Source organism: Citrobacter farmeri (genome assembly GCF_019048065.1).
Taxonomy (GTDB): Bacteria; Pseudomonadota; Gammaproteobacteria; order Enterobacterales; family Enterobacteriaceae; genus Citrobacter_A; species Citrobacter_A farmeri.
This window is the reverse complement of record NZ_CP077291.1, coordinates 4,499,861-4,523,171: the sequence shown is the minus strand read 5'-3', so window position 1 is coordinate 4,523,171 and position 23,311 is coordinate 4,499,861. Positions and strand designations below refer to the sequence as shown.

The following is a 23,311-nucleotide window of genomic DNA, read 5'->3' as shown; positions in this document are numbered from 1 at the left end:
CGGCTCTTAGGCCGGATGGCGCTAACGCTTATCCGGCCTACAAAGATAATACACTGCACACGGCTCGTAGGCCGGATAAGGCAACGCCGCCATCCGGCAAAAACACGTTATCCTTTACGTAACAATCTAAGGGCGTTGGCGGTGACCAACACCGTTGCTCCGGTATCCGCCAGCACCGCCAGCCACAGGCCGGTTATTCCGAGCAGCGTGGTGACGAGAAATATCCCTTTCAGCCCCAGCGCAATGGTGATGTTCTGACGAATATTGGCGTGGGTGGCCCGGGCCAGTTGGATCATCTGCACCAGCCCCGTGAGGCGGTTATGCGTCAGTGCGGCATCCGCCGTTTCCAGCGCCACGTCGGTGCCGCTACCCATCGCGATACCAATGGCGGCGGCCTTCATCGCCGGCGCATCGTTAATGCCGTCACCCACCATCGCCAGCGGTGACTGTTGATTCAGCGTGGTGACCGCCTTCACTTTATCTTCCGGCAGCAATCCTGCGTTAAACGCCAGGCCCAACTCTCCGGCAATGGCTGCCGCCGCGCGCGGGTTATCGCCGGTCAGGATCACGCCCTTCACGCCCAACGCGTTGAGTTCGCTGATGGCGGTGTGGGCATCGTCGCGCAGCGTATCCTGCAGGGCGATTACGCCGATCACGCTCTCGTTGCGCAGAACCAGAACGACGGTCTGCCCGGCGCTTTCGAGTTGATTAATCTCTCCGGCAAAGGCGTCGGCAGGACGTTTCCCGGCGGCGCAAATCAGAACGCTTTCACCATTCACCTGTGCTTCAATACCTGACCCCACCAGCGCCCGTTGCCCCTCAGCGGCTGGGATTGTCAGCCCTGTCGTTTGCGCTTCGCGAACAATGGCCTGCGCTAACGGGTGCGTTGCGCCCTGTTCGACGGCCGCCGCCAGCGCCAGCAGTTCAGATTCGCTGACGCCGCTGGCTGGGTGAATCGCCGTGACGCGCGGTTTACCGATGGTCAGTGTCCCGGTCTTATCAAAGGCGACCTGGGTGATACGACCTAACTGTTCCAGCGCCGCGCCGCCTTTAATCAATGCTCCGCGACGGGCTGCCGCCGCCAGTCCGGATGTGATGGCCGCTGGCGTGGAGATCACCAGCGCACACGGACAACCGATCAGCAGCAGCGTTAACCCTTTATAAATCCACTCCTGCCAGGCGCCGGTGAATAACAGTGGCGGGACGATCGTCACCAGCAGGGCGACGACCATAATCGCTGGCGTATAAATCCGGCTGAAGCGGTCGATAAAACGCTCGATTGGTGCACGGCGCTCCTCGGCTTCTTCGATTAACTTCAGAATGCGGTCAATCGCGCTGGCACCTGGCTCGGAGAGCACTTCCAGCGTGACAAGACGGTCCACGCTGGTCGCTCCCGCCGGCACTTTTTCGCCGGTGGCGCGTTCTACCGGGATTGATTCGCCCGTCAGCGCACTTTCATCAAAACTGGCAAAACCAGAGACCAGTTTACCGTCAGCAGGCAGGCGTCCCCCGGCGGCAACTTCAATGATGTCACCCGGTTGCAGGGTGTTGATCGCCACCTCTTCCCGCACGCCGTCGCGCAGGCGCGTCGCGGTTTCTGGCTTCAGTGCCATCAGCGCGCTGACCCCTTTGCGTGCACGGCTGGCGGCCCATCCTTCGAGTCGTTCGCCAATCAGGAACAACAGCAATACCATTGCCGCTTCTGCCGTGGCGCCGATGAACAGCGCCCCGATAGCCGCGACGCTCATCAGCGTTTCAATGGCAAACCAACTGCCGGTTTTAATCAGACGCAGCGCCTGGCGGGCAATCGGGAACAGGCCGACCAGCGTCGTGGCAATAAACGCGAGTTGACCGAACGGGTGGTTGAACTGCTCCAGTCCCCAACTGAGCGCCATCATGACGGTAAGGGTCAGCAGCGGCAGATTCTCTTTAAAGCGGGATTCGGGGACGTCTTCCTTTGTCTGTTCATCGCGCAGGGTGTAACCCGCTTTTTGCACCGCGTTCTCGATTTGCTGGCGGAGATCGCCGTTACTGTCGACGACCAGTTTCTCGGTGGCAAACAGCACCTGGACCTGGTTGACGCCGCTGACCTGGCGCACTGCGTTTTCCACTTTGCGGGCGCAGGCGGCGCAGTCCATCCCGGACACTTTCCAGCTGTAGCGGGTGCCTTTTACCGTATCGACAACGGGTTCAGGAGTTGCGCATGCGCCTTCGCAGCAACAGTCACCGGTCTTCTGGGGCGCTGGAGCAGGCTTGAAAGATGAAAATTGTGGGGCTTTTTTGCCATCGTGAGCAGGTATCGACATGGCATCCTCCGGTTGATGATAATTTTCTCATTAACCGGAGGATACACTCTGGAGTCGACTCCAGAGTCAAGCGTTATTAGAGGTAAAGTGAACGGACGATCAGGAAGTGCCCGGCAAAGTAGCAGGCGGCGGCGATGGCGTTGTCCGCGCGGAAACGACAGCGGTAGTGACTGCCCAGCCAGACAATGTTGCCGATGAACAGCAGCGACGCGCCCAAAAATGCCGACAGCGCAGGCCCGGTGGGACGGAAGAACCACAGTTCACCGGCCAGCCAGACCATGACCAGCGTCATGGCGATAAAGGTGCAGACCGGCCAACGCAGCTCTTCGAGGCGTGTCCAGATCACCGCAATCAGCAGAGCACCCAGCACCATCAGCACCAGCGGCAACGGCCAGAAGAAAGAGAGCGTCATCTGGCTGGCAAAATAGATGGTATACAGCAGGTGCGAGAGGAAGAACGCGCCAATCGCATAGAGCAGTCGCTGACGCGGCAATAATGTCAACGCATCGCCAACCAGAGAGGCGCAAAGACCGGCCAGTACCAGATAGCTCACGGCGTTGAACATCGGCGCCTGCCAGGCCAGTAACAGCAGGAGTAATAAGGTGACGGGTTTAAAGACCCAGCGTTGCCAGGCGGGTCCACGGTAGGAGGCATCCACAAATAACCATGCGGAAAGGCAGACAGCGATAAACGACCAAAGCATCTTAGTTCCTTGAATTCGTTATTTTTTCGTAAGCGGTATGCTCACAACCCTGATGTTCAGTGTAGAGGCCGCGACCACCTGATGACAACACTATAACGGGCAGGGTATGCTTATTTCCGCATTTTCTGATGAGTTATCAATATGAGTAAGCCGCCACTTTTCATCATTATTATCATTGTGTTGATTATCATCGCTGCCTCGTTTCGCTTTATGCAGCAGCGGCGGGAAAAAGCCGATAACGATGCGGCACCGCTTCGGCAGGCGCAGATGGTGGTCAGCAATAAGCGTGAAAAACCCATCAACGACCGACGTTCCCGACAGCAACAGGTCACGCCGGCGGGAACCAGCATGCGCTATGAGGTCAGCTTTAAGCCGCAGCACGGTGGGCTGGAAAAGACATTCCGTCTTGACGCGACGCAGTACCATGCGCTGACGGTAGGGGATAAAGGAACGCTGAGCTACAAAGGATCGCGCTTCGTCGATTTTGTCGCTCAGCCGTAGAATTACTTTTTGACGTTAAACTTCTTCTGCCAGACCAGCAGTTCGAACACGCCAAACAGGAAAATACGCACTTTCTCGCCGCTGGTCATTTGCGGCCCGTCTTTGGGCAGGGTGGATTTCAGCAGCGCCAGTTGCATGCCGTGCATCAGCACCATGAACACGAGGGCGACGTTAACAAAGATGTTGAGCGGACGCGGGAAGGGTTGCACCAGGTTTAACAATAAGAATGCCCACACGCCGAGCATCAGTAGTCGACCAAGATTAATCAGCATTGCTTTCTCCTTGTGCTTCGCGTTGATACAAACGGTACGCGACCTGCCCGGCGATTTTTTCCCGGTACAGCGACCAGTTCGTCGGCACGGGCGGCAGACCGTTTTCCACTTCGCTTTCCACGTAAATCCAGGCTTCATTCGCCAGCCAGCCGTAAGTTTCCAGCAGGCTTAAGGTCTCTTCCAGTAGCCCTTTACGAAACGGCGGATCGACAAACACCACGTTGTGCGGCGTGCCCGGCTGCGTCAGGAATGTCAGGGTATTGGTGTTAACGACTTTTGCATTCCCTGCTTTCAGCGTAGCCAGGTTCTTTTGTAACTGCTGAGAGACCGCGCGATCCATCTCCAGCAGCGTGGCACCCGCGGCATAGCGTGACAACGCTTCCAGCCCCAGCGCGCCGCTTCCGGCGAAACAGTCCAGACACTGGGCCTCTACCATCACCGGCGCCAGCCAGTTAAACAGCGTTTCACGTACGCGGTCAGTTGTCGGGCGTAGACCGGGACTGTCAGGGACCGGGAGTTTGCGGCCGCGCCATTGTCCGCCAATAATGCGGATTTGGCCGCTGCCAGAGTGATTCGGTTTTTTCATTTCTGTTGCTCAAACCGCCGCTTGCAGATGATTCCAGGCGGTGATGTGGATTAAGTAAAGTGATAGACTATTTCATCATTTTTTTAGCTTCCATGTATATAGGGCCGCGAGGGGTGTAATCGCAAATGGCAAAACAAAAAAAACGTGGCTTCTTTTCCTGGCTGGGCTTTGGTGAAAAAGAGCAGGAACAAGAACAAAAAACCGAAGAGCAGCAGGGTGTTGAAGCGCAATTGCCGTCCGACGCGCCCGTTGAAACGACGGCTGATGGAGAAGCACAGGCACCGGTTCACAGCAAAGAAGAGGCAGAAGCCTTTGCTGAAGAAATGGTTGAGGTGACTGAACAGGTTCAGGAAATCGAAACGTTCCCGTCTGTTGAGTCCGGGCCCGCTGTTGCTGAAGCGCGTCCCGAAGCGCACGTTGAGCACGAAGAACTGCCGCTGCCGGAAGAGGTGAAAGCCGAAGACGAAACCACAGCGGAAGAGTGGCAGGCAGAAGCGGAAACCGTTGAGATTGTTGAAGCGGTGGAAGAAGAGGCGCAAAACGAACCAGAGCTGACCGACGAAGAGCTGGAAGCACAGGCGCTGGCAGCGGAGGCGGCGGAAGAAGCGCAGATGGTCGTGCCGGTGGCGGAAGAAGACGCACCGGTCGAAGAGATCGCTCAGGAACAGGAAAAACCGACCAAAGAAGGCTTTTTCGCGCGCCTGAAACGCAGCTTACTGAAAACGAAAGAAAACCTCGGTTCCGGATTTATCAGTCTGTTCCGGGGTAAAAAAATCGACGATGATCTGTTTGAAGAACTGGAAGAACAACTGCTGATTGCTGATGTGGGCGTGGAAACCACGCGTAAAATCATCACCAATCTGACAGAAGGTGCCAGCCGCAAACAGCTTAAAGATGCCGAGGCGCTGTACGGTCTGCTGAAAGACGAGATGGGCGAGATCCTGGCGAAAGTCGATGAACCGCTGAACGTTAAAGGCAAAACGCCGTTTGTTATTCTGATGGTTGGCGTGAATGGGGTGGGGAAAACCACCACCATCGGTAAGCTGGCGCGTCAGTTTGAACAGCAGGGGAAATCGGTGATGCTGGCCGCGGGCGATACGTTCCGCGCTGCGGCAGTCGAGCAGTTGCAGGTCTGGGGCCAGCGTAACAATATTCCGGTGATCGCCCAGCACACGGGTGCGGACTCCGCTTCCGTTATCTTTGATGCCATCCAGGCGGCGAAGGCGCGCCACATCGATGTACTGATTGCAGATACTGCAGGCCGCCTGCAAAACAAATCGCATCTGATGGAAGAGCTGAAAAAAATCGTTCGTGTGATGAAGAAACTGGACGAAGACGCACCGCATGAAGTTATGCTGACGCTTGACGCCAGCACCGGGCAGAATGCGATAAGCCAGGCCAAACTGTTCCATGAAGCGGTGGGTCTGACCGGTATTACCCTGACCAAGCTGGACGGTACGGCGAAAGGTGGGGTTATCTTCTCGGTGGCCGATCAGTTTGGCATCCCTATCCGCTATATTGGTGTGGGCGAACGTATCGAGGATTTACGTCCGTTTAAGGCGGACGATTTTATAGAGGCACTTTTTGCCCGAGAGGATTAACAATGATTCGCTTTGAACATGTCAGCAAGGCCTATCTCGGTGGGAGACAAGCGCTGCAGGGGGTGACATTCCATATGCAGCCAGGCGAGATGGCGTTTCTGACCGGCCATTCTGGCGCAGGGAAAAGTACCCTGCTGAAGCTTATCTGTGGGATTGAGCGGCCCAGCGCCGGGAAAATCCTCTTCAGTGGGCATGACATCACGCGTCTGAAAAACCGTGAAGTACCGTTTTTGCGTCGTCAGATCGGCATGATTTTCCAGGATCACCACCTGTTGATGGACAGAACGGTATTCGATAACGTGGCGATCCCACTGATTATCGCCGGTGCCAGCGGGGATGATATTCGTCGTCGCGTGTCGGCCGCGCTGGATAAGGTTGGACTGCTGGACAAAGCGAAGAACTTCCCGATTCAACTCTCCGGTGGTGAACAGCAGCGTGTTGGTATCGCCCGTGCGGTCGTGAACAAGCCGGCGGTACTGCTGGCGGATGAACCGACCGGTAACCTGGACGACGCGCTGTCAGAAGGGATCCTGCGTCTGTTTGAAGAGTTTAACCGCGTTGGGGTGACGGTGCTGATGGCAACGCACGACATCGGGCTTATTTCTCGTCGTTCGTACCGCATGCTCACCCTGAGCGATGGTCATTTGCATGGAGGCGAAGTTCGTGAATAAGCGCGACGCTATCAACCAAATCAAACAGTTCGGTGGACGACTGGACCGTTTTCGTCGTTCCGGTGGCTCCTCCGGGGACGGTGGTCGTAATGCGCCGAAGCGGTCGAAACCGTCACCAAAGCCGAACTCGCGTAAAACCAACGTTTTTAACGAGCAGGTGCGCTATGCGTTCCAGGGCGCACTACAGGATCTAAAAAGCAAACCGCTGGCGACGTTTTTGACGGTGATGGTGATTGCCATCTCCCTGACCCTGCCGAGCGTCTGCTACATGGTCTACAAAAACGTTAACCAGGCAGCGACGCAGTATTACCCGTCCCCGCAGATAACCGTATATCTGCAAAAAACGCTGGATGATGATGCGGCGGCTGGCGTTGTTGCCCAACTGCAGGCCGAGCAGGGCGTGGAAAAGGTGAACTATCTTTCCCGTGAAGATGCCCTCGGTGAATTTCGTAACTGGTCCGGTTTCGGCGGCGCGCTGGATATGCTGGAAGAGAACCCATTGCCCGCGGTGGCGGTGGTGATCCCGAAACTCGACTTCCAGAGCACCGATTCGCTGAACACGCTGCGGGACCGGGTCTCCCGCATCAACGGGATTGATGAAGTGCGGATGGACGACAGCTGGTTTGCCCGTCTGGCGGCGCTGACCGGGCTGGTTGGGCGTGTGTCGGCAATGATTGGCGTACTGATGGTTGCCGCCGTCTTCCTCGTCATTGGTAACAGCGTGCGGCTGAGCATTTTTGCCCGTCGTGATACCATTAACGTGCAAAAACTGATTGGTGCAACGGATGGATTTATCCTGCGTCCGTTCCTGTACGGCGGTGCATTGCTCGGTTTTTCTGGTGCATTTCTTTCACTGATTTTGTCAGAAATTTTGGTGTTACGACTGTCGTCGGCGGTCACTGAAGTGGCGCAGGTTTTCGGAACTAAGTTTGATCTCAATGGCTTATCATTTGATGAGTGCCTGTTGCTGCTGCTGGTTTGCTCGATGATCGGTTGGGTCGCAGCGTGGCTTGCGACGGTTCAACATTTACGTCACTTTACTCCCGATTAATAAAACCGTGGTATAATCTTTCCCTGCAATGGGTTTCCGTTCGCAGGGAAAGAGTTCCTGTTGTCTCTTCCCCGCTTTTCATCTTCATGTCACAATTTGTGCGTAATTTATACACAACGTTGCATTGAACTTGTGGATAAAATCACGGTCTGATAAAAGAGTGAATGCTAATCTCGTTGCTCATTAACGCTGGCACGGTTGTTGCTGACGTCTATCGCTGTGTTGTGCCAGACGATAAAACTTGAGAGGATTTGAATGACCAAAGAAATGCAAAATTTAGCTTTAGCCCCTGTTGGTAACCTGGAGTCTTACATCCGGGCTGCGAACGCGTGGCCGATGTTGTCGGCTGACGAGGAACGGGCACTGGCTGAAAAGCTGCATTACCAGGGCGATCTGGAAGCAGCTAAGACGCTGATCCTGTCTCACCTGCGCTTTGTTGTTCATGTTGCTCGTAACTATGCGGGCTATGGCCTGCCGCAGGCGGATCTGATTCAGGAAGGTAATATCGGCCTGATGAAAGCCGTGCGCCGTTTTAACCCGGAAGTGGGTGTGCGCCTGGTTTCCTTCGCCGTGCACTGGATCAAAGCTGAGATCCACGAATACGTTCTGCGTAACTGGCGTATCGTGAAAGTGGCGACCACTAAAGCACAGCGTAAGCTGTTCTTCAACCTGCGTAAAACCAAGCAGCGTCTGGGCTGGTTTAACCAGGATGAAGTGGAAATGGTTGCGCGTGAGCTGGGTGTTTCCAGTAAAGACGTCCGCGAGATGGAATCTCGTATGGCGGCGCAGGACATGACCTTTGATATGTCCACGGACGACGAGTCCGACAGCCAGCCGATGGCACCGGTGCTGTATCTGCAGGATAAAACCTCTAACTTTGCCGACGGTATTGAAGAGGATAACTGGGAAGATCAGGCCGCCAACAAATTGACCCACGCGATGGAAGGTCTCGACGAGCGTAGCCAGGATATTATCCGCGCCCGCTGGCTGGACGAAGATAACAAGTCCACGTTGCAGGAACTGGCCGATCGCTACGGCGTTTCCGCAGAACGTGTGCGTCAACTTGAAAAGAACGCCATGAAAAAACTTCGCGCCGCTATCGAAGCGTAACTCCTGCGAAGTCCCCGATAAACCCTCGAATGCAAATTCGGGGGTTTTTGTTTTTTTAGCGCCTGCTCTGGCGAATTTCTCCCCCCTGGCAAACACTTACCGATGGGTTGTGCGCATCTTAGGGGATGAAAATGAAAAATAACGAACTGAATGAACGGCGTTTGCAGGCGACGCCGCGCGGGATCGGCGTGATGTGTGGCTTTTACGCCGAGAGAGCGGAAAACGCAACGTTGTGGGATGTGGAGGGCCGTGAGGTGATCGATTTTGCCGCCGGTATTGCGGTGCTGAATACCGGGCATCGGCACCCCAACGTGATCGCGGCTATCGAAAAACAGCTCCAGTCCTTTACCCATACCGCTTACCAGATTGTTCCTTACGAAAGCTATGTCCGGCTTGCGGAACGCATCAATAAACGGGTCCCCATTCAGGGGCCAGTGAAAACGGCGTTCTTCTCCACCGGTGCAGAAGCGGTGGAAAATGCGGTGAAGATTGCCCGCGCGTATACCAACCGACCGGGACTCATTACCTTCGGCGGCGCATTTCATGGTCGGACTTTCATGACGATGGCGCTGACCGGTAAGGTTGCGCCCTACAAAATGGGTTTTGGACCGTTTCCTGGTTCGGTTTATCACGCTCAGTACCCTAATGCGTTACACGGCGTGAGTACCGCCGATGCGCTGCAAAGTCTGGAGCGCATTTTCAAAGCGGATATCGCACCGGAGCAGGTCGCCGCCATCATCCTTGAACCGGTTCAGGGCGAAGGGGGATTCAATATTGCGCCAACGGATTTCATGCAGGCCCTGCGGGCGTTGTGCGATACCCACGGTATTTTGTTGATCGCCGATGAGGTACAGACCGGCTTTGCCCGTACCGGCAAGCTGTTTGCTATGGAGCATCATGGCGTACAGCCCGATCTGATCACAATGGCGAAAAGTCTGGCGGGCGGTATGCCGCTTTCTGCGGTGGCTGGCCGTGCCGGGGTGATGGATGCGCCTGCGCCTGGTGGCCTGGGAGGGACGTATGCCGGGAATCCCCTGGCCGTTGCGGCGGCACACGCGGTGCTGGATGTCATTGATGAAGAACAGCTCTGCGCCCGCGCTGCCGCATTAGGCGCGGCCTTGGTCGACGCGTTGAATCAGGCGAAAGCGGACTGTCCGTTTATTGCCGATATCCGTGCTCAGGGGTCGATGGTGGCGGTGGAATTTAACGATCCACACACCGGGAAGCCCTCCCCGGAATTCACTCGCCAGGTGCAGGATCGCGCCTTGCAGGAAGGGCTTCTGTTGTTGAGTTGCGGCGTGTATGGCAACGTCATACGTTTTCTCTATCCGCTTACCATCCCTGAGGCGCAATTTCGTCAGGCGCTCGGCATTATCACCCACTCGCTGACACGATAAACCTGTGCCGTCCGTCACCGGGCGGCACGACGTTATGTCGTTCACTTATTATTTGAATATGAAATTAGCTATTCCAAAACTATAAAAATGGGGTATGTTTTAGCAGAGTGTGCTGAAAATGCGCGAGTGGCACACCTATAAATGAAATAAAGCGCTACACAACAACATCACAATAGTCGTAATAACCATAAGAATGGGGAAGGTCAGGATGAATATGAAGGGTAAAGCGTTACTGGCAGGATGTATCGCGTTGGCATTCAGCACAATGGCTCAGGCCGATATTAAAGTCGCTGTTGTGGGTGCGATGTCCGGTCCGGTAGCCCAGTACGGTGACCAGGAGTTTACTGGCGCGGAACAAGCGGTTGCAGACATTAATGCCAAAGGTGGAATCAAAGGCGAAAAACTGCAGATCGTGAAATATGATGATGCCTGTGACCCGAAACAAGCGGTCGCAGTAGCAAACAAAGTGATCAATGACGGCATCAAATACGTTATCGGCCACTTGTGCTCCTCTTCCACTCAACCTGCGTCTGATATCTATGAAGACGAAGGTATTCTGATGATCACCCCGGCGGCAACGGCACCGGAACTGACCGCGCGTGGCTATAAACTGGTACTGCGCACCACGGGCCTGGACTCAGACCAGGGCCCCACCGCCGCGAAATACATTCTGGAAAAAGTGAAGCCGCAGCGCATCGCGATCGTTCACGACAAACAGCAGTACGGTGAAGGTCTGGCACGTGCCGTGCAGGATGGTCTGAAAAAGGGCAACGCCAACGTGGTGTTCTTTGACGGTATCACCGCCGGGGAGAAAGATTTCTCCACGCTGGTGGCGCGTCTGAAGAAAGAGAATATCGACTTCGTCTACTACGGCGGTTATCACCCGGAAATGGGCCAGATCCTGCGTCAGGCTCGTGCTGCTGGCCTGAAAACGCAGTTCATGGGTCCGGAAGGGGTTGCTAACGTTTCCCTGTCTAACATCGCCGGTGAATCGGCTGAAGGTCTGCTGGTGACTAAACCGAAGAACTACGACCAGGTGCCAGCGAACAAACCTGTCGTCGATGCGATCAAGGCGAAGAAACAGGATCCGAGCGGTGCGTTCGTGTGGACCACCTACGCCGCGCTGCAATCTTTGCAGGCGGGCCTGAACCAGTCAGCCGATCCGGCTGAAATCGCCACCTGGCTGAAAGCGAACTCTGTGGAAACGGTGATGGGGCCGCTGTCGTGGGATGAGAAGGGCGATCTGAAGGGCTTTGAATTCGGCGTCTTCGACTGGCATGCCAACGGTACAGCGACCGACGCGAAGTAATTTTTTCCCTGCACCTTTGCGGCGCAGGTTTGTTGGCCGGATAACGATTATCCGGCCTTTTCTTACCAGCCGCCGCCGCCACCCCCGCCGGATCCCCCGCCTGACGATCCTCTGCCAGAGGAACCGGAACCACTGTAGCCAGAACCTGAAGAGCTTGTGGAGCTACGATCGGGTTTCGCGCTGGCCGCAGAATGACAGCCCCGACAAAAGTGATTCACATTCTCCCAGTCTGCCTTTTCAAAAACCTCTGACATCGCGCCCGTACTCTCTAAATACCGGGCAAAAGTATTTGCCCACGTTTTCCCTACACCGAGCGCCAGCGCAACGGGCAACAGGCTTTCAAAGTGCGCAACCCGCTGATTGGGCGGATAAAGCGCCTGATAGCGTGGCTCTTCAGCCGTTTTGATATAGAGCTTTAGTCCTTTGGCGATGGCTAAATCGTCCAGCCCATTCTGCGTATAACGAGGCGTTTTCCAGCCAACGATCGCGCACAGCACAATGGCGGTCAGCAATGCGCCAATGTATCCGGCTGGAAGTTGGGTGATGGGGACCATGCTCAACAGGAATACACTTCCAGCCGTGAGGGCTAAGGGGCCAAATACGAGCGTCATTAGAATGGGAACCGGTCCCCAACGGCGCATTGTTTCTATCGGGTGGCGTAAAAAGTTCAGGAAAAAGAGTACCAGTGAGATGCCCACCGTCGTAAACAGCAGGCTCGGGATAGTGAGGATCGCCGCGACTGGATTAAAGCAGACACCGCAAACGATCGGCACAAGCAGGGCAATGTAAATGCAACGACGGAACGGTTTCCCCCAGCGCTGGAATAACTGTGGCTTCTGCTCCTCGCAACGCTTTTCCAGCCATTTGCGGGCATTGATCATCATCTGCTGATGCGGTGTACTGAGGTTGATATTCTTACGTTTACCGGTGAAAAGTGTGCTCAACAACTGTTTGTCCGCGGCATTTAACTGCGTATTTCTCTCGTCTGGCGAACGGGACAGCCACTGTTCATCCACGGGGGATGAGAGCCATACACTTTTGGCTGTCGTCTTCTTTTTCGTCAACGTCACGGCACGTTTGGCAACCAGGCCCAACAGGTCGCTGCTAAATGCCACATCGTCATACTTACGCCGGGTGATGAAACGCAAATAGCCTGGCGACATCGCTGCGGGTAGCGAGAATTGCGGCACGACCGGCGGCATTTTTAATCCTTTCGCAATAACGTTTTTACGCCACCAAAGCCCGTAGTAGCCGATAAGCAGCAGCAGGGGGATCCAGACAACACTGGTTGTAAGCGTCGGCACCAGTAAATGAATGAATGGCAAGACCGCTTCTGGTGCAGCGGCATTTGCCAGAACCGCCCGGGGCCAGGTATAGACAACGGTTAACCCTTCGCCCGTGGCGAGAGGATGCGAGGTTTGTATGCTGCCATCGGGCAGAATTACCGCATTGTTTTCTTTTGCCCCCGGGCGACCGGTGTAAACGTCGATGCTACGGAGTCGGGTATCTTTACCTTCAGCGTTCAAATGATCTGCGACGTCCGGCAGTTCCAGATGAAAACTGGCTCTACGAATCGGCCAGTTCCAGTCGTTGCCCGTCACATTCCAGTAAAGTTCATCCCAGTCAGGAAAGCGGCTGAAATGGTTACTGACCCGGTAGCGGATCTCATACTGATAAATCCCGGGTTTAAGGATCCGATCGGCGCTGCCAATCCGAACCGTCAGCGTTTTGGTTGCACGATCGAGACTGTAAGATTCCGCTATCCCATCGCGCGAGACTGATTTGATGGCATACTCCACGCTGAAAATTTTGCCGTCCTGCCGGTTCCAGGTCAGTGGCAGTGTGCGAAAAATTCCCCGCCTGATTTCGTTCCCCAGAGAGAGCACTTTGATGTTTTCCTGCATCTCCATGCTGCCATCCGGATTAAAACTCGCCCGGGAATCGAAAGAGAGAATATGTTCGTATGCGGGAATCCGTCGCGCGTTGGCAGGAATCTGCGAGGCATCGGTAATGATAAAATCGTCGTTTGCGACTGAACCAAAGCCTGTCAGTAGCAGACACAACAGGCTGAAACCGCGCAAAATCCGGGCGGAAAACGTTGGCATGCGGTTATTCCATCCGTGGCAACTGGGCTTCTTCAGGAGAGTCCAGTTCAAAGAAGGCTTCCGTTCTGAAATTAAACAGGCGGGCCAGCAGCAGGCTGGGGAAAGATTCGACCAGGATATTAAAATCTCGTACCGTGCCGTTGAAATAGCGTCGAGCCATCTGAAGCTGTTCTTCTATTTCACTCAGTGATTGCTGCAAAGAGAGGAAGTTTTCGCTGGCTTTAAGTTCAGGATAGGCTTCCGCCAGCGCGAAGATACGGCTCAACGTTGCCGAATACTGTTGCTCACTCTCTGCGATCTGTTGAGGGTTACCGATCAGAACACTGCGTTGTCGGGCGATCTCTTCCAGTAGCTCTTTTTCGTGCTGGGCATAACGTTTGACTACGCTGAGCAGATTGGGAGCGAGATCGTGACGGCGCTTGAGTTGCACGGCAATGCCGCTCCACGCTTCGTCTTTAAAACGACGCAGCGAGATAAAGCGGTTGTAGGTGACGATAGCCCAGAGGATCACGATGGCGACGACGGCCAGCCCGATGTACATTTCCATATGCTAATTCCATGGCAGTTGTTGATGAGAGAGTCAATTCGATTACTCTCTGCGCAATGTTAGACAGGGTGAATCTTACCTCATCCATCAGGGAGGGGTAAGTCGTAACCTGATGAGATTGTCTGAATCCACTTTAAACGAAGAAAGCCCATCAAAGGGCTTTCTTGCGGGGGAAAATGAGGACGCGTGTCGCTAGCGCTTTTCCCAGCCATCCGTCTGAGCCGTAAAGCCCAGTACCTGCATAAACGCCGCCATGACGGCCCGGTCTTCCACGCCGACATCCGCCATCCACCAGGATGAGACGTCCGGATTATCCTGGATCACCTCTTCCACCAGATATTTCCCCACTCCCCGACGCCGCGTGACATCACGGATGCGCAGCGAATCCAGCGCGCCCTGAGTGCCGCTCAGGGTGACCCTTACGGCACCTAACAACCGCTCATTAAATCGCGCTGCGTAGATCCGGTGTGTTTCATCTACGCTTAAAGAGGCGGCGGAATACTCCGGCCAGATTTTGCCCAGGTCGATCAGGTCCTGATCGCTAAAGTGTTCTAAACGAATGATGGTCAGCTTCATCGACAGCATGTCCAAATCACAAAAGATAATGCAGTGTACCGAAATAATTCATCCGGACGCTTTCTCTTTTTTAAATCATTTGGCAGGTGATTAATTTTGTGACGGTCAGAACCTTAGTTCGAAACATCAGAGAATGAAAAACAGGCAGAATAATACCCTGGAAGGCAGTGTTTTATTCGGCTCATTGTCCCGTTATTTTATGCTGACAATCGTGCTTTTTTTTGTTTATCTATGGTGAAAAGCAGAATATTATCTGTTCTTAATAGACTGAAAAATAGAGATTTTAATCTGTATTTGCGGAAAATACTGTGCTAAACCATTAATCAGACTAGTAAAAATAGTGTAGTACAAATAAAGCACAGTCTGCTTTTTAACCATATAAATACAAAATAAGTACATCACGAATGGGGATTCAGTAAATGAAACGGAATGCGAAAACGATCATCGCAGGGGTGATTGCACTGGCGATGTCGCAGGCGGCGATGGCTGAGGAGATTAAAGTTGCCGTTGTCGGCGCGATGTCAGGTCCGGTGGCCCAGTGGGGCGATATGGAATTTAACGGCGCACGTCAGGCCATTAAAGACATTAATGCGAAAGGCGGCATCAAAGGCGACAAACTGGTGGGCGTGGAATATGACGATGCCTGCGATCCCAAACAGGCCGTGGCAGTGGCGAACAAAATCGTCAACGACGGTATCCAGTATGTGATTGGTCACCTCTGCTCTTCTTCTACTCAGCCAGCGTCGGATATCTACGAAGACGAAGGCATTCTGATGATCTCGCCTGGTGCGACTAACCCGGAACTGACGCAGCGCGGCTACGCGCACATCATGCGTACCGCCGGGCTGGACTCCGCTCAGGGACCGACCGCAGCTAAGTACATTCTTGAGCAGGTGAAACCGCAGCGTATCGCCATCATTCACGACAAACAGCAGTACGGTGAAGGGCTGGCGCGCTCCGTTCAGGACACGCTGAAAGCGGCAAACGCCAATATTGTCTTCTTTGATGGTATCACCGCCGGTGAGAAAGATTTTTCTGCGCTGCTCGCGCGCCTGAAAAAAGAGAACATCGACTTTGTGTACTACGGCGGCTACTACCCGGAAATGGGACAGATGCTGCGCCAGGCGCGATCCGTCGGGCTGAAAACCACCTTCATGGGACCGGAAGGCGTGGGCAATGCGTCGCTGTCTAATATTGCCGGTGAAGCGGCTGAAGGCATGCTGGTCACCATGCCAAAACGCTATGACCAGGATCCGGCCAACAAAGCGATTGTTGATGCGTTGAAAGCCGATAAAAAAGATCCGACCGGTCCATATGTGTGGATCACCTACGCCGCCGTGCAGTCACTGGCAACGGCAATGGATCGTTCCGACAGCAAAGCGCCGTTGGATCTGGTGAAAGATTTGAAAGCAAACGGTGCTGATACCGTGATTGGGCCGCTGAAATGGGATGAAAAAGGCGATCTGAAGGGATTTGAATTTGGTGTCTTCCAGTGGCATGCGGACGGCTCGTCCACCGCCGCCAAATAATAAGATCCCACCGCCCGAGCCTGCCGGGCGGTTATTAGAAAGGTTATTTTATGTCCGAGCAGTTCCTTTATTTCTTGCAGCAGATGTTTAACGGCGTCACGCTGGGAAGCACCTACGCGCTGATCGCTATCGGCTACACCATGGTGTACGGCATTATCGGCATGATCAACTTCGCCCACGGCGAAGTGTATATGATCAGTAGCTATGTCTCTTTTATGATTATCGCGGCACTGATGATGATGGGGATTGATACCAGTTGGTTACTGGTGGCAGCCGGATTCATTGGGGCGATTATCATTGCCAGCGCCTACGGCTGGAGCATCGAGCGGGTGGCCTATCGGCCCGTCCGCAGTTCCAAACGTTTGATTGCGCTTATCTCCGCGATTGGGATGTCCATCTTTCTGCAAAACTACGTCAGCCTGACGGAAGGTTCTCGCGACGTGGCGCTGCCCAGCCTGTTCAACGGGCAATGGGTGGTGGGTGCCAGCGAAAACTTCTCCGCTTCGATCACGACCATGCAACTGGTTATCTGGATTGTGACCTTCCTGGCGATGCTGGCGTTGACCATTTTTATCCGTTACTCCCGCATGGGACGCGCCTGTCGCGCCTGCGCGGAAGACCTGAAAATGGCCAGCCTGCTCGGGATTAACACTGACCGCGTGATTGCACTGACCTTTGTGATTGGCGCGGCGATGGCGGCGGTAGCCGGTGTGCTGCTCGGACAATTCTACGGGGTGATCAACCCCTATATTGGCTTTATGGCCGGGATGAAAGCCTTCACCGCCGCGGTTCTCGGCGGGATCGGCAGCATCCCGGGCGCAATGATCGGCGGCCTGATTCTGGGCGTCGCGGAAGCGCTTTCTTCTGCTTATCTGAGTACGGAATACAAAGACGTGGTGTCGTTCGCCCTGTTGATTCTGGTACTGCTGGTGATGCCGACCGGGATTCTGGGTCGTCCGGAGGTAGAGAAAGTATGAAACCGATGCATTTTGCGATGGCGTTGCTTTCTGCCGCGATGTTCTTTGTCCTGGCAGGCGTCTTTATGGGCGTTCAACTGCAACTGGATGGCACTAAACTGGTGGTGGATACCGCTGCCGACATCCGCTGGCAGTGGGTGTTTATCGGAACGGCCGTGGTCTTTTTCTTCCAGATGCTGCGTCCGATCTTCCAGAAAAGCCTGAAGAGCGTCTCCGGGCCGAAGTTTATTCTGCCCGCGATTGATGGCTCAACCGTTAAGCAGAAGTTATTCCTGATTGCGCTGCTGGTGATTGCCGTGGTGTGGCCGTTTATGGTGTCACGCGGCACGGTGGATATCGCCACGCTGACCATGATTTACATCATTCTCGGTCTGGGGCTGAACGTCGTCGTGGGACTCTCCGGCCTGCTGGTACTGGGCTACGGCGGCTTCTACGCCATTGGCGCGTACACCTTCGCGCTGCTGAACCACTATTACGGTCTCGGCTTCTGGACCTGCCTGCCGTTGGCAGGGCTGGTTTCGGCGGCGGCAGGCTTTCTGCTGGGCTTCCCGGTACTGCGCCTGCGCGGCGATTATCTGGCCATTGTGACTCTGGGCTTTGGTGAGATCGTCCGTATTCTGCTGCTCAACAATACTGAAATCACCGGTGGCCCGAACGGCATCAGCCAGATCCCGAAACCGACGCTGTTCGGTCTCGAGTTCAGCCGAACTGCGCGTGAAGGCGGTTGGGATACCGTCAGCAACTTCTTTAACGTGAAGTACGATCCCTCTGACCGCGTGATTTTCCTCTATCTGGTCGCGCTGTTGCTGGTCGTGCTGAGTCTGTTTGTGATTAATCGTCTGTTGCGCATGCCGCTGGGACGGGCGTGGGAAGCGCTGCGTGAAGATGAGATCGCCTGCCGCTCGTTAGGCTTAAACCCAACGCGCATCAAGCTGACCGCCTTTACCATCAGCGCCGCGTTTGCTGGTTTCGCTGGCACGCTGTTCGCGGCGCGTCAGGGGTTTGTCAGCCCCGAGTCGTTCACCTTTGCCGAGTCGGCGTTTGTGCTGGCGATTGTGGTGCTCGGCGGGATGGGCTCACAGTTTGCGGTGATCCTTGCGGCTATCCTGCTGGTGGTGTCGCGCGAGCTGATGCGTGACTTCAATGAATACAGCATGCTGATGCTGGGTGGTTTGATGGTACTGATGATGATTTGGCGTCCGCAGGGCTTGCTGCCGATGACCCGTCCGCAGTTGAAACTGAAAAACGGGGAAGCGAAAGGAGAGCAGGCATGAGTCAGCCATTATTATCGGTTAACGGCCTGATGATGCGCTTCGGCGGTCTGCTGGCGGTGAACAACGTTGAACTGGAACTGCATCCGCAGGAAATTGTGTCGCTGATTGGGCCGAATGGTGCCGGTAAGACCACGGTGTTTAACTGCCTGACCGGTTTTTATAAGCCGACGGGCGGCACCATTAAACTTCGCGATCAGCACCTTGAAGGGCTGCCGGGACAACAAATTGCCCGTATGGGCGTGGTGCGAACCTTCCAGCACGTACGTCTGTTTCGCGAAATGACGGTAATTGAAAACCTGCTGGTGGCACAGCATCAGCAGCTGAAAAGCGGCGTGTTCTCCGGTCTGCTGAAAACGCCGGCGTTTCGTCGGGCGCAGAGCGAAGCGTTGGATCGCGCGGCGACCTGGCTTGAACGTATCGGCCTGCTGGAACACGCGAACCGTCAGGCCAGCAACCTGGCCTATGGCGACCAACGCCGTCTGGAGATCGCCCGCTGCATGGTGACGCAGCCAGAGATTCTGATGCTGGATGAACCGGCTGCGGGTCTGAACCCGAAAGAGACCAAAGAGCTGGACGAATTGATCGCCGAACTGCGCAACCACCACAACACCACAATCCTGCTGATTGAACACGATATGAAGCTGGTGATGGGGATTTCCGATCGTATTTACGTGGTGAACCAGGGCACGCCGCTGGCGAACGGGACGCCGGAACAGATTCGTAATAACCCGGACGTGATCCGCGCATACCTTGGTGAGGCATAAGATGGAAAAAGTCATGTTGTCCTTTGACAAAGTCAGTGCCCACTACGGCAAAATTCAGGCACTGCATGAGGTGAGCCTGCACATCAGTCAGGGTGAGATTGTGACCCTGATTGGCGCCAACGGTGCGGGGAAAACGACGCTGCTCGGTACCCTGTGCGGCGATCCGCGCGCGACCAGCGGTCGGATTGTCTTTGATGACAAAGACATTACCGACTGGCAAACGGCGAAAATCATGCGTGAGGCGGTGGCGATTGTTCCGGAAGGTCGTCGCGTGTTTTCCCGCATGACGGTGGAGGAAAATCTGGCGATGGGCGGCTTCTTTGCCGAGCGCGACCAGTTCCAGGAACGTATCAAGTGGGTATACGAACTGTTCCCGCGTCTGCATGAACGTCGCATTCAGCGTGCGGGTACGATGTCCGGCGGTGAGCAGCAGATGCTGGCGATCGGTCGCGCTCTAATGAGCGAGCCGCGCCTGCTGCTGCTTGACGAACCTTCTCTGGGGCTGGCGCCGATTATCATCCAGCAGATCTTCGACACTATCGAACAACTGCGCGAGCAGGGAATGACCATCTTCCTCGTTGAGCAGAACGCCAACCAGGCGCTGAAGCTCGCCGATCGCGGCTACGTGCTGGAGAACGGTCATGTCGTTCTCGAGGATACGGGTGACGCGCTTCTCGCCAACGAAGCGGTACGCAGCGCCTATCTGGGCGGTTAATCTCTCTGTTGCCCGGTGGCGCGATGCGTACCGGGCTTACATATAACCTTCACCTTTTTATCATCTCCTCATCACTCCTCCGCCTCCTGATTGTCATCATTCTGTAATTAAAGAGTTATTTTTCTGTCATTCGCGCATGTCATGTTACCTCGCGAGCATAAAACGCGTGATTTCGCGCATCCGGCACAATAAGAGAGATGATGACAATGACATCGTTACGACACACAGCTTTGGGGCTGGCGGTGGGTCTGGCTTTTGCGACGAACGCAATGGCCGTTACCACCATTCCGTTCTGGCATTCCATGGAAGGGGAGTTGGGTAAAGAAGTTGACTCCCTGGCGCAACGTTTCAACGACACCCACCCGGATTACAAGATTGTGCCGGTGTACAAAGGCAACTACGAGCAGAGCCTGAGCGCCGGCATCGCCGCGTTCCGTACCGGAAATGCGCCAGCGCTGCTACAGGTTTATGAAGTCGGCACCGCGACGATGATGGCCTCGAAAGCCATCAAGCCAGTTTACGAAGTGTTCAAGGACGCAGGGATTAACTTCGACGAATCGCAGTTTGTACCGACCGTTTCGGGTTACTACACCGATTCGAAAACCGGGCATCTGCTGTCTCAGCCGTTTAACAGTTCCACCCCGGTGCTGTACTACAACAAAGACGCTTTCAGGAAAGCCGGTTTAGATCCGGAGCAGCCGCCGAAAACCTGGCAGGATCTGGCTGACTACACCGCGAAGCTGAAAGCCGCCGGGATGAAGTGTGGCTACGCCAGCGGCTGGCAGGGCTGGATCCAGATTGAAAACTTCAGCGCCTGGCACGGTCTGCCGGTGGCGACAAAAAACAACGGTTTTGACGGCACGGATGCGGTGCTGGAGTTCAATAAACCGGAGCAGGTGAAACACATCGCGCTGTTGGAAACACTGAACAAGAAGGGCGATTTCAGCTACTTCGGACGTAAAGACGAGTCCACCGAGAAGTTCTATAACGGCGACTGCGCTATTACCACCGCCTCTTCCGGATCGCTTGCTGATATCCGCCATTACGCCAAATTCAACTATGGCGTCGGCATGATGCCTTATGATGCGGACGTCAAAGGCGCGCCGCAGAACGCCATCATCGGCGGCGCGAGCCTGTGGGTGATGCAGGGCAAAGACAACGACACCTACAAAGGCGTTGCCGGGTTCCTCGACTTCCTGGCAAAACCGGAAAATGCGGCCGAATGGCATCAAAAGACCGGCTATCTGCCGATCACCACAGCCGCTTACGATCTGACCCGCGAGCAGGGTTTTTATGACAAAAATCCCGGTGCAGATATTGCGACGCGCCAGATGCTGAACAAGCCGCCATTACCGTTCACCAAAGGACTGCGGTTGGGCAATATGCCGCAGATCCGCACCATCGTTGATGAAGAGCTGGAAGGCGTGTGGACCGGTAAGAAAACCCCGCAGCAGGCGCTGGATGCCGCCGTCGAGCGTGGTAATCAACTGCTGCGCCGCTTTGAGCAGTCGACCAAATCGTAATGTGTGAAATGCCGGGCAGGCGATACCGTCAGCCCGGCACTGTTCAGGAATCAACCCGCTATGTCCTCATCCCGTCCGGTGTTCCGTTCGCGTTGGCTACCTTATGTGCTGGTCGCGCCACAACTAGCGATCACCGTCATTTTCTTTATCTGGCCTGCGGGCGAAGCGCTGTGGTACTCACTACAAAGCGTCGATCCGTTTGGGCTTTCCAGCCAGTTTGTCGGGCTGGATAATTTCGTCACGCTGTTTCATGACAGCTACTATCTCGACTCTTTTTGGACGACGATCAAATTCAGTGCGCTGGTGACGTTTAGCGGCCTGTTGGTATCGTTATTTTTCGCCGCGCTGGTGGATTACGTGGTGCGCGGCAGTCGTCTTTATCAGACACTGATGCTGCTGCCCTATGCTGTGGCACCTGCGGTGGCAGCCGTACTGTGGATCTTTCTGTTTAACCCAGGACGCGGGCTAATTACCCATTTCCTTGAGCAGTTTGGCTATGACTGGAACCACGCGCAGAACAGCGGACAGGCGATGTTCCTGGTGGTTTTCGCCTCCGTCTGGAAGCAGATTAGTTACAACTTCCTTTTCTTCTTTGCCGCGCTGCAATCGATCCCGCGCTCGCTGGTTGAAGCCGCCGCGATCGATGGCGCTGGGCCGGTCCGTCGTTTTTTCAAACTGGCGTTACCGCTGATCGCGCCGGTGAGTTTCTTCCTGTTGGTGGTCAATCTGGTCTACGCCTTCTTCGATACGTTTCCGGTTATTGATGCCGCGACCGCAGGCGGTCCGGTGCAGGCCACCACCACGCTGATTTATAAGATTTACCGCGAAGGGTTTGCCGGGCTGGATCTCTCTGCGTCCGCCGCGCAGTCGGTGGTGCTGATGTTCCTCGTCATTATTCTGACGGTGGTGCAGTTCCGCTACGTGGAAAGTAAGGTGCGTTACCAATGATCGAGAACCGTCGCGGGCTGACGATATTCAGCCACACCATGCTGATACTGGGGATTGCGGTGATTTTGTTCCCGTTGTATGTCGCGTTTGTTGCGGCGACGCTGGACAACAGCGCGGTGTTTGAAACGCCGATGACGCTTATCCCCGGCACGCATCTGCTGGAAAACATGAAAAATATCTGGGTCAACGGCGTCGGTGCGAACAGCGCACCGTTCTGGCTGATGATGCTCAACAGCTTCATCATGGCGTTTGGCATTACGGTGGGGAAAATTGCGGTCTCGATGCTCTCTGCCTTTGCCATCGTCTGGTTTCGTTTTCCACTGCGTAACCTGTTCTTCTGGATGATTTTTATCACCCTGATGCTGCCGGTTGAAGTGCGTATCTTCCCGACGGTGGAAGTGATCGCCAACCTGAAAATGCTCGACAGCTACGCAGGACTGACGCTACCGCTGATGGCATCGGCAACGGCCACCTTTCTGTTTCGCCAGTTCTTTATGACCCTGCCGGATGAGCTTATCGAAGCGGCGCGTATTGACGGCGCTTCGCCGATGCGTTTTTTCCGCGATATCGTGTTGCCTCTGTCGAAAACCAATCTGGCGGCGTTGTTCGTCATCACCTTTATCTACGGCTGGAACCAGTATCTGTGGCCGTTGCTGATTATCACCGATGTCAATCTGGGGACTGCCGTGGCGGGGATAAAAGGAATGATTGCCACCGGCGAAGGCACCACCTTGTGGAATCAGGTGATGGCGGCAATGTTGCTAACCCTCATCCCTCCGGTCGTTATCGTTTTAGCCATGCAGCGGGCATTTGTGCGTGGTTTAGTGGACAGTGAGAAGTAGGATA

General features: G+C 55.0%; 22 protein-coding genes. 15 read left to right on the top strand and 7 right to left on the bottom strand.

Features of this window, described 5'->3' with window-relative positions:
• Window positions 1-107: 107 nt before the first annotated feature.
• Window positions 108-2,306, bottom strand: a complete 2,199-nt coding sequence (gene zntA, locus I6L53_RS21385) for a Zn(II)/Cd(II)/Pb(II) translocating P-type ATPase ZntA (RefSeq protein ID WP_042323032.1) — start codon at window positions 2,304-2,306, stop codon at window positions 108-110.
• A 76-nt stretch (window positions 2,307-2,382) separates the two neighbouring features.
• Complete coding sequence (locus tag I6L53_RS21380; RefSeq protein WP_042323030.1) at window positions 2,383-3,009, bottom strand: lysoplasmalogenase; 627 nt, start codon at window positions 3,007-3,009, stop codon at window positions 2,383-2,385.
• 141 nt (window positions 3,010-3,150) lie between these two features.
• Here I6L53_RS21380 and I6L53_RS21375 point away from each other — a divergent pair, with 141 nt between their 5' ends.
• Window positions 3,151-3,510, top strand: a complete 360-nt coding sequence (locus I6L53_RS21375; RefSeq protein ID WP_042323027.1) for a DUF2500 domain-containing protein — start codon at window positions 3,151-3,153, stop codon at window positions 3,508-3,510.
• Window positions 3,511-3,512: 2 nt separating this feature from the next.
• On the opposite strand, the gene I6L53_RS21370 is transcribed toward I6L53_RS21375, so the two are convergent.
• Window positions 3,513-3,782, bottom strand: a complete 270-nt coding sequence (locus tag I6L53_RS21370; protein ID WP_042323025.1) for a DUF1145 family protein — start codon at window positions 3,780-3,782, stop codon at window positions 3,513-3,515.
• Entirely contained in the window at window positions 3,772-4,368 is a 597-nt protein-coding gene (gene rsmD, locus I6L53_RS21365; protein ID WP_042323023.1) for a 16S rRNA (guanine(966)-N(2))-methyltransferase, read from the bottom strand. The genes I6L53_RS21370 and rsmD overlap by 11 nt, the downstream gene beginning before the upstream one ends.
• A gap of 125 nt (window positions 4,369-4,493) precedes the next feature.
• On the opposite strand from rsmD, the gene ftsY reads away from it, so the two are divergent.
• From ftsY to livJ, 6 genes are all read left to right on the top strand, one after another.
• Entirely contained in the window at window positions 4,494-5,969 is a 1,476-nt protein-coding gene (gene ftsY, locus I6L53_RS21360; RefSeq protein ID WP_217124958.1) for a signal recognition particle-docking protein FtsY, read from the top strand.
• A 2-nt stretch (window positions 5,970-5,971) separates the two neighbouring features.
• On the top strand, window positions 5,972-6,640 hold the full coding sequence (gene ftsE, locus I6L53_RS21355) for a cell division ATP-binding protein FtsE (protein WP_042323019.1): 669 nt from the start codon (window positions 5,972-5,974) through the stop codon (window positions 6,638-6,640).
• Window positions 6,633-7,691, top strand: a complete 1,059-nt coding sequence (gene ftsX / locus I6L53_RS21350) for a permease-like cell division protein FtsX (RefSeq protein ID WP_042323603.1) — start codon at window positions 6,633-6,635, stop codon at window positions 7,689-7,691. Before ftsE ends, ftsX begins: the two co-directional genes overlap by 8 nt.
• Window positions 7,692-7,946: 255 nt before the next feature.
• Window positions 7,947-8,801 (top strand): RNA polymerase sigma factor RpoH, encoded by an 855-nt coding sequence (gene rpoH, locus I6L53_RS21345; protein ID WP_042323016.1) that lies wholly within the window; start codon window positions 7,947-7,949, stop codon window positions 8,799-8,801.
• Between the two features lie 131 nt (window positions 8,802-8,932).
• A complete protein-coding gene (locus I6L53_RS21340; RefSeq protein WP_042323601.1) occupies window positions 8,933-10,198 on the top strand; it encodes a 4-aminobutyrate--2-oxoglutarate transaminase in 1,266 nt (421 codons plus the stop codon).
• A gap of 208 nt (window positions 10,199-10,406) precedes the next feature.
• The gene (gene livJ, locus I6L53_RS21335) at window positions 10,407-11,507 is read left to right on the top strand and encodes a branched chain amino acid ABC transporter substrate-binding protein LivJ (protein ID WP_139155843.1); all 1,101 of its coding nucleotides are present in this window, start codon (window positions 10,407-10,409) and stop codon (window positions 11,505-11,507) included.
• 62 nt (window positions 11,508-11,569) lie between these two features.
• Here livJ and I6L53_RS21330 read toward each other — a convergent pair whose 3' ends face one another.
• The 3 genes from I6L53_RS21330 to panM all read right to left on the bottom strand — a co-directional run bounded on the left by I6L53_RS21330 (window position 11,570) and on the right by panM (window position 14,735).
• Window positions 11,570-13,612, bottom strand: a complete 2,043-nt coding sequence (locus I6L53_RS21330) for a DUF2207 domain-containing protein (protein ID WP_042323013.1) — start codon at window positions 13,610-13,612, stop codon at window positions 11,570-11,572.
• A 4-nt stretch (window positions 13,613-13,616) separates the two neighbouring features.
• Window positions 13,617-14,159 carry a LemA family protein gene (locus tag I6L53_RS21325; protein ID WP_042323011.1) on the bottom strand — a complete coding sequence of 181 codons (543 nt, stop codon included), beginning with the start codon at window positions 14,157-14,159 and terminating at the stop codon, window positions 13,617-13,619.
• A gap of 192 nt (window positions 14,160-14,351) precedes the next feature.
• Window positions 14,352-14,735, bottom strand: coding sequence for an aspartate 1-decarboxylase autocleavage activator PanM (panM, locus tag I6L53_RS21320; RefSeq protein WP_042323599.1), 384 nt, complete (start codon window positions 14,733-14,735; stop codon window positions 14,352-14,354).
• Between the two features lie 419 nt (window positions 14,736-15,154).
• On the opposite strand from panM, the gene livK reads away from it, so the two are divergent.
• The 8 genes from livK to ugpE all read left to right on the top strand — a co-directional run bounded on the left by livK (window position 15,155) and on the right by ugpE (window position 23,307).
• Entirely contained in the window at window positions 15,155-16,264 is a 1,110-nt protein-coding gene (gene livK / locus I6L53_RS21315) for a high-affinity branched-chain amino acid ABC transporter substrate-binding protein LivK (RefSeq protein ID WP_042323008.1), read from the top strand.
• A 50-nt stretch (window positions 16,265-16,314) separates the two neighbouring features.
• Entirely contained in the window at window positions 16,315-17,241 is a 927-nt protein-coding gene (gene livH / locus I6L53_RS21310) for a high-affinity branched-chain amino acid ABC transporter permease LivH (protein ID WP_042323006.1), read from the top strand.
• A complete protein-coding gene (gene livM, locus I6L53_RS21305; RefSeq protein ID WP_042323004.1) occupies window positions 17,238-18,515 on the top strand; it encodes a branched chain amino acid ABC transporter permease LivM in 1,278 nt (425 codons plus the stop codon). The genes livH and livM overlap by 4 nt, the downstream gene beginning before the upstream one ends.
• Entirely contained in the window at window positions 18,512-19,279 is a 768-nt protein-coding gene (gene livG, locus I6L53_RS21300) for a high-affinity branched-chain amino acid ABC transporter ATP-binding protein LivG (protein ID WP_042323002.1), read from the top strand. Before livM ends, livG begins: the two co-directional genes overlap by 4 nt.
• A gap of 1 nt (window position 19,280) precedes the next feature.
• Window positions 19,281-19,994: a high-affinity branched-chain amino acid ABC transporter ATP-binding protein LivF gene (gene livF, locus I6L53_RS21295; RefSeq protein WP_042323001.1), complete on the top strand. Its 714-nt coding sequence runs from the start codon at window positions 19,281-19,283 to the stop codon at window positions 19,992-19,994.
• Window positions 19,995-20,200: 206 nt separating this feature from the next.
• Window positions 20,201-21,517, top strand: a complete 1,317-nt coding sequence (gene ugpB / locus I6L53_RS21290; protein ID WP_042322999.1) for a sn-glycerol-3-phosphate ABC transporter substrate-binding protein UgpB — start codon at window positions 20,201-20,203, stop codon at window positions 21,515-21,517.
• Window positions 21,518-21,577: 60 nt separating this feature from the next.
• Window positions 21,578-22,465 (top strand): sn-glycerol-3-phosphate ABC transporter permease UgpA, encoded by an 888-nt coding sequence (gene ugpA / locus I6L53_RS21285; protein ID WP_042322997.1) that lies wholly within the window; start codon window positions 21,578-21,580, stop codon window positions 22,463-22,465.
• Window positions 22,462-23,307 carry a sn-glycerol-3-phosphate ABC transporter permease UgpE gene (gene ugpE, locus I6L53_RS21280; protein WP_042322995.1) on the top strand — a complete coding sequence of 282 codons (846 nt, stop codon included), beginning with the start codon at window positions 22,462-22,464 and terminating at the stop codon, window positions 23,305-23,307. Before ugpA ends, ugpE begins: the two co-directional genes overlap by 4 nt.
• The last annotated feature ends 4 nt before the right edge of the window (window positions 23,308-23,311 follow it).

Bases quoted from the DNA above. Each gene is read 5' to 3' on its own strand.
- livG (WP_042323002.1), top strand. From the start codon at position 18,512: ATGAGTCAGCCATTATTATCGGTTAACGGCCTGATGATGCGCTTCGGC.
- livF (WP_042323001.1), top strand. From the start codon at position 19,281: ATGGAAAAAGTCATGTTGTCCTTTGACAAAGTCAGTGCCCACTACGGC.
- zntA (WP_042323032.1), bottom strand. From the start codon at position 2,306: ATGTCGATACCTGCTCACGATGGCAAAAAAGCCCCACAATTTTCATCT.
- livJ (WP_139155843.1), top strand. From the start codon at position 10,407: ATGAATATGAAGGGTAAAGCGTTACTGGCAGGATGTATCGCGTTGGCA.
- I6L53_RS21330 (WP_042323013.1), bottom strand. From the start codon at position 13,612: ATGCCAACGTTTTCCGCCCGGATTTTGCGCGGTTTCAGCCTGTTGTGT.
- I6L53_RS21380 (WP_042323030.1), bottom strand. From the start codon at position 3,009: ATGCTTTGGTCGTTTATCGCTGTCTGCCTTTCCGCATGGTTATTTGTG.
- livK (WP_042323008.1), top strand. From the start codon at position 15,155: ATGAAACGGAATGCGAAAACGATCATCGCAGGGGTGATTGCACTGGCG.
- I6L53_RS21370 (WP_042323025.1), bottom strand. From the start codon at position 3,782: ATGCTGATTAATCTTGGTCGACTACTGATGCTCGGCGTGTGGGCATTC.
- ugpE (WP_042322995.1), top strand. From the start codon at position 22,462: ATGATCGAGAACCGTCGCGGGCTGACGATATTCAGCCACACCATGCTG.
- ftsY (WP_217124958.1), top strand. From the start codon at position 4,494: ATGGCAAAACAAAAAAAACGTGGCTTCTTTTCCTGGCTGGGCTTTGGT.
- ugpB (WP_042322999.1), top strand. From the start codon at position 20,201: ATGACATCGTTACGACACACAGCTTTGGGGCTGGCGGTGGGTCTGGCT.
- I6L53_RS21340 (WP_042323601.1), top strand. From the start codon at position 8,933: ATGAAAAATAACGAACTGAATGAACGGCGTTTGCAGGCGACGCCGCGC.
- livH (WP_042323006.1), top strand. From the start codon at position 16,315: ATGTCCGAGCAGTTCCTTTATTTCTTGCAGCAGATGTTTAACGGCGTC.
- panM (WP_042323599.1), bottom strand. From the start codon at position 14,735: ATGAAGCTGACCATCATTCGTTTAGAACACTTTAGCGATCAGGACCTG.
- livM (WP_042323004.1), top strand. From the start codon at position 17,238: ATGAAACCGATGCATTTTGCGATGGCGTTGCTTTCTGCCGCGATGTTC.
- I6L53_RS21325 (WP_042323011.1), bottom strand. From the start codon at position 14,159: ATGGAAATGTACATCGGGCTGGCCGTCGTCGCCATCGTGATCCTCTGG.
- rpoH (WP_042323016.1), top strand. From the start codon at position 7,947: ATGACCAAAGAAATGCAAAATTTAGCTTTAGCCCCTGTTGGTAACCTG.
- ugpA (WP_042322997.1), top strand. From the start codon at position 21,578: ATGTCCTCATCCCGTCCGGTGTTCCGTTCGCGTTGGCTACCTTATGTG.
- ftsE (WP_042323019.1), top strand. From the start codon at position 5,972: ATGATTCGCTTTGAACATGTCAGCAAGGCCTATCTCGGTGGGAGACAA.
- I6L53_RS21375 (WP_042323027.1), top strand. From the start codon at position 3,151: ATGAGTAAGCCGCCACTTTTCATCATTATTATCATTGTGTTGATTATC.
- rsmD (WP_042323023.1), bottom strand. From the start codon at position 4,368: ATGAAAAAACCGAATCACTCTGGCAGCGGCCAAATCCGCATTATTGGC.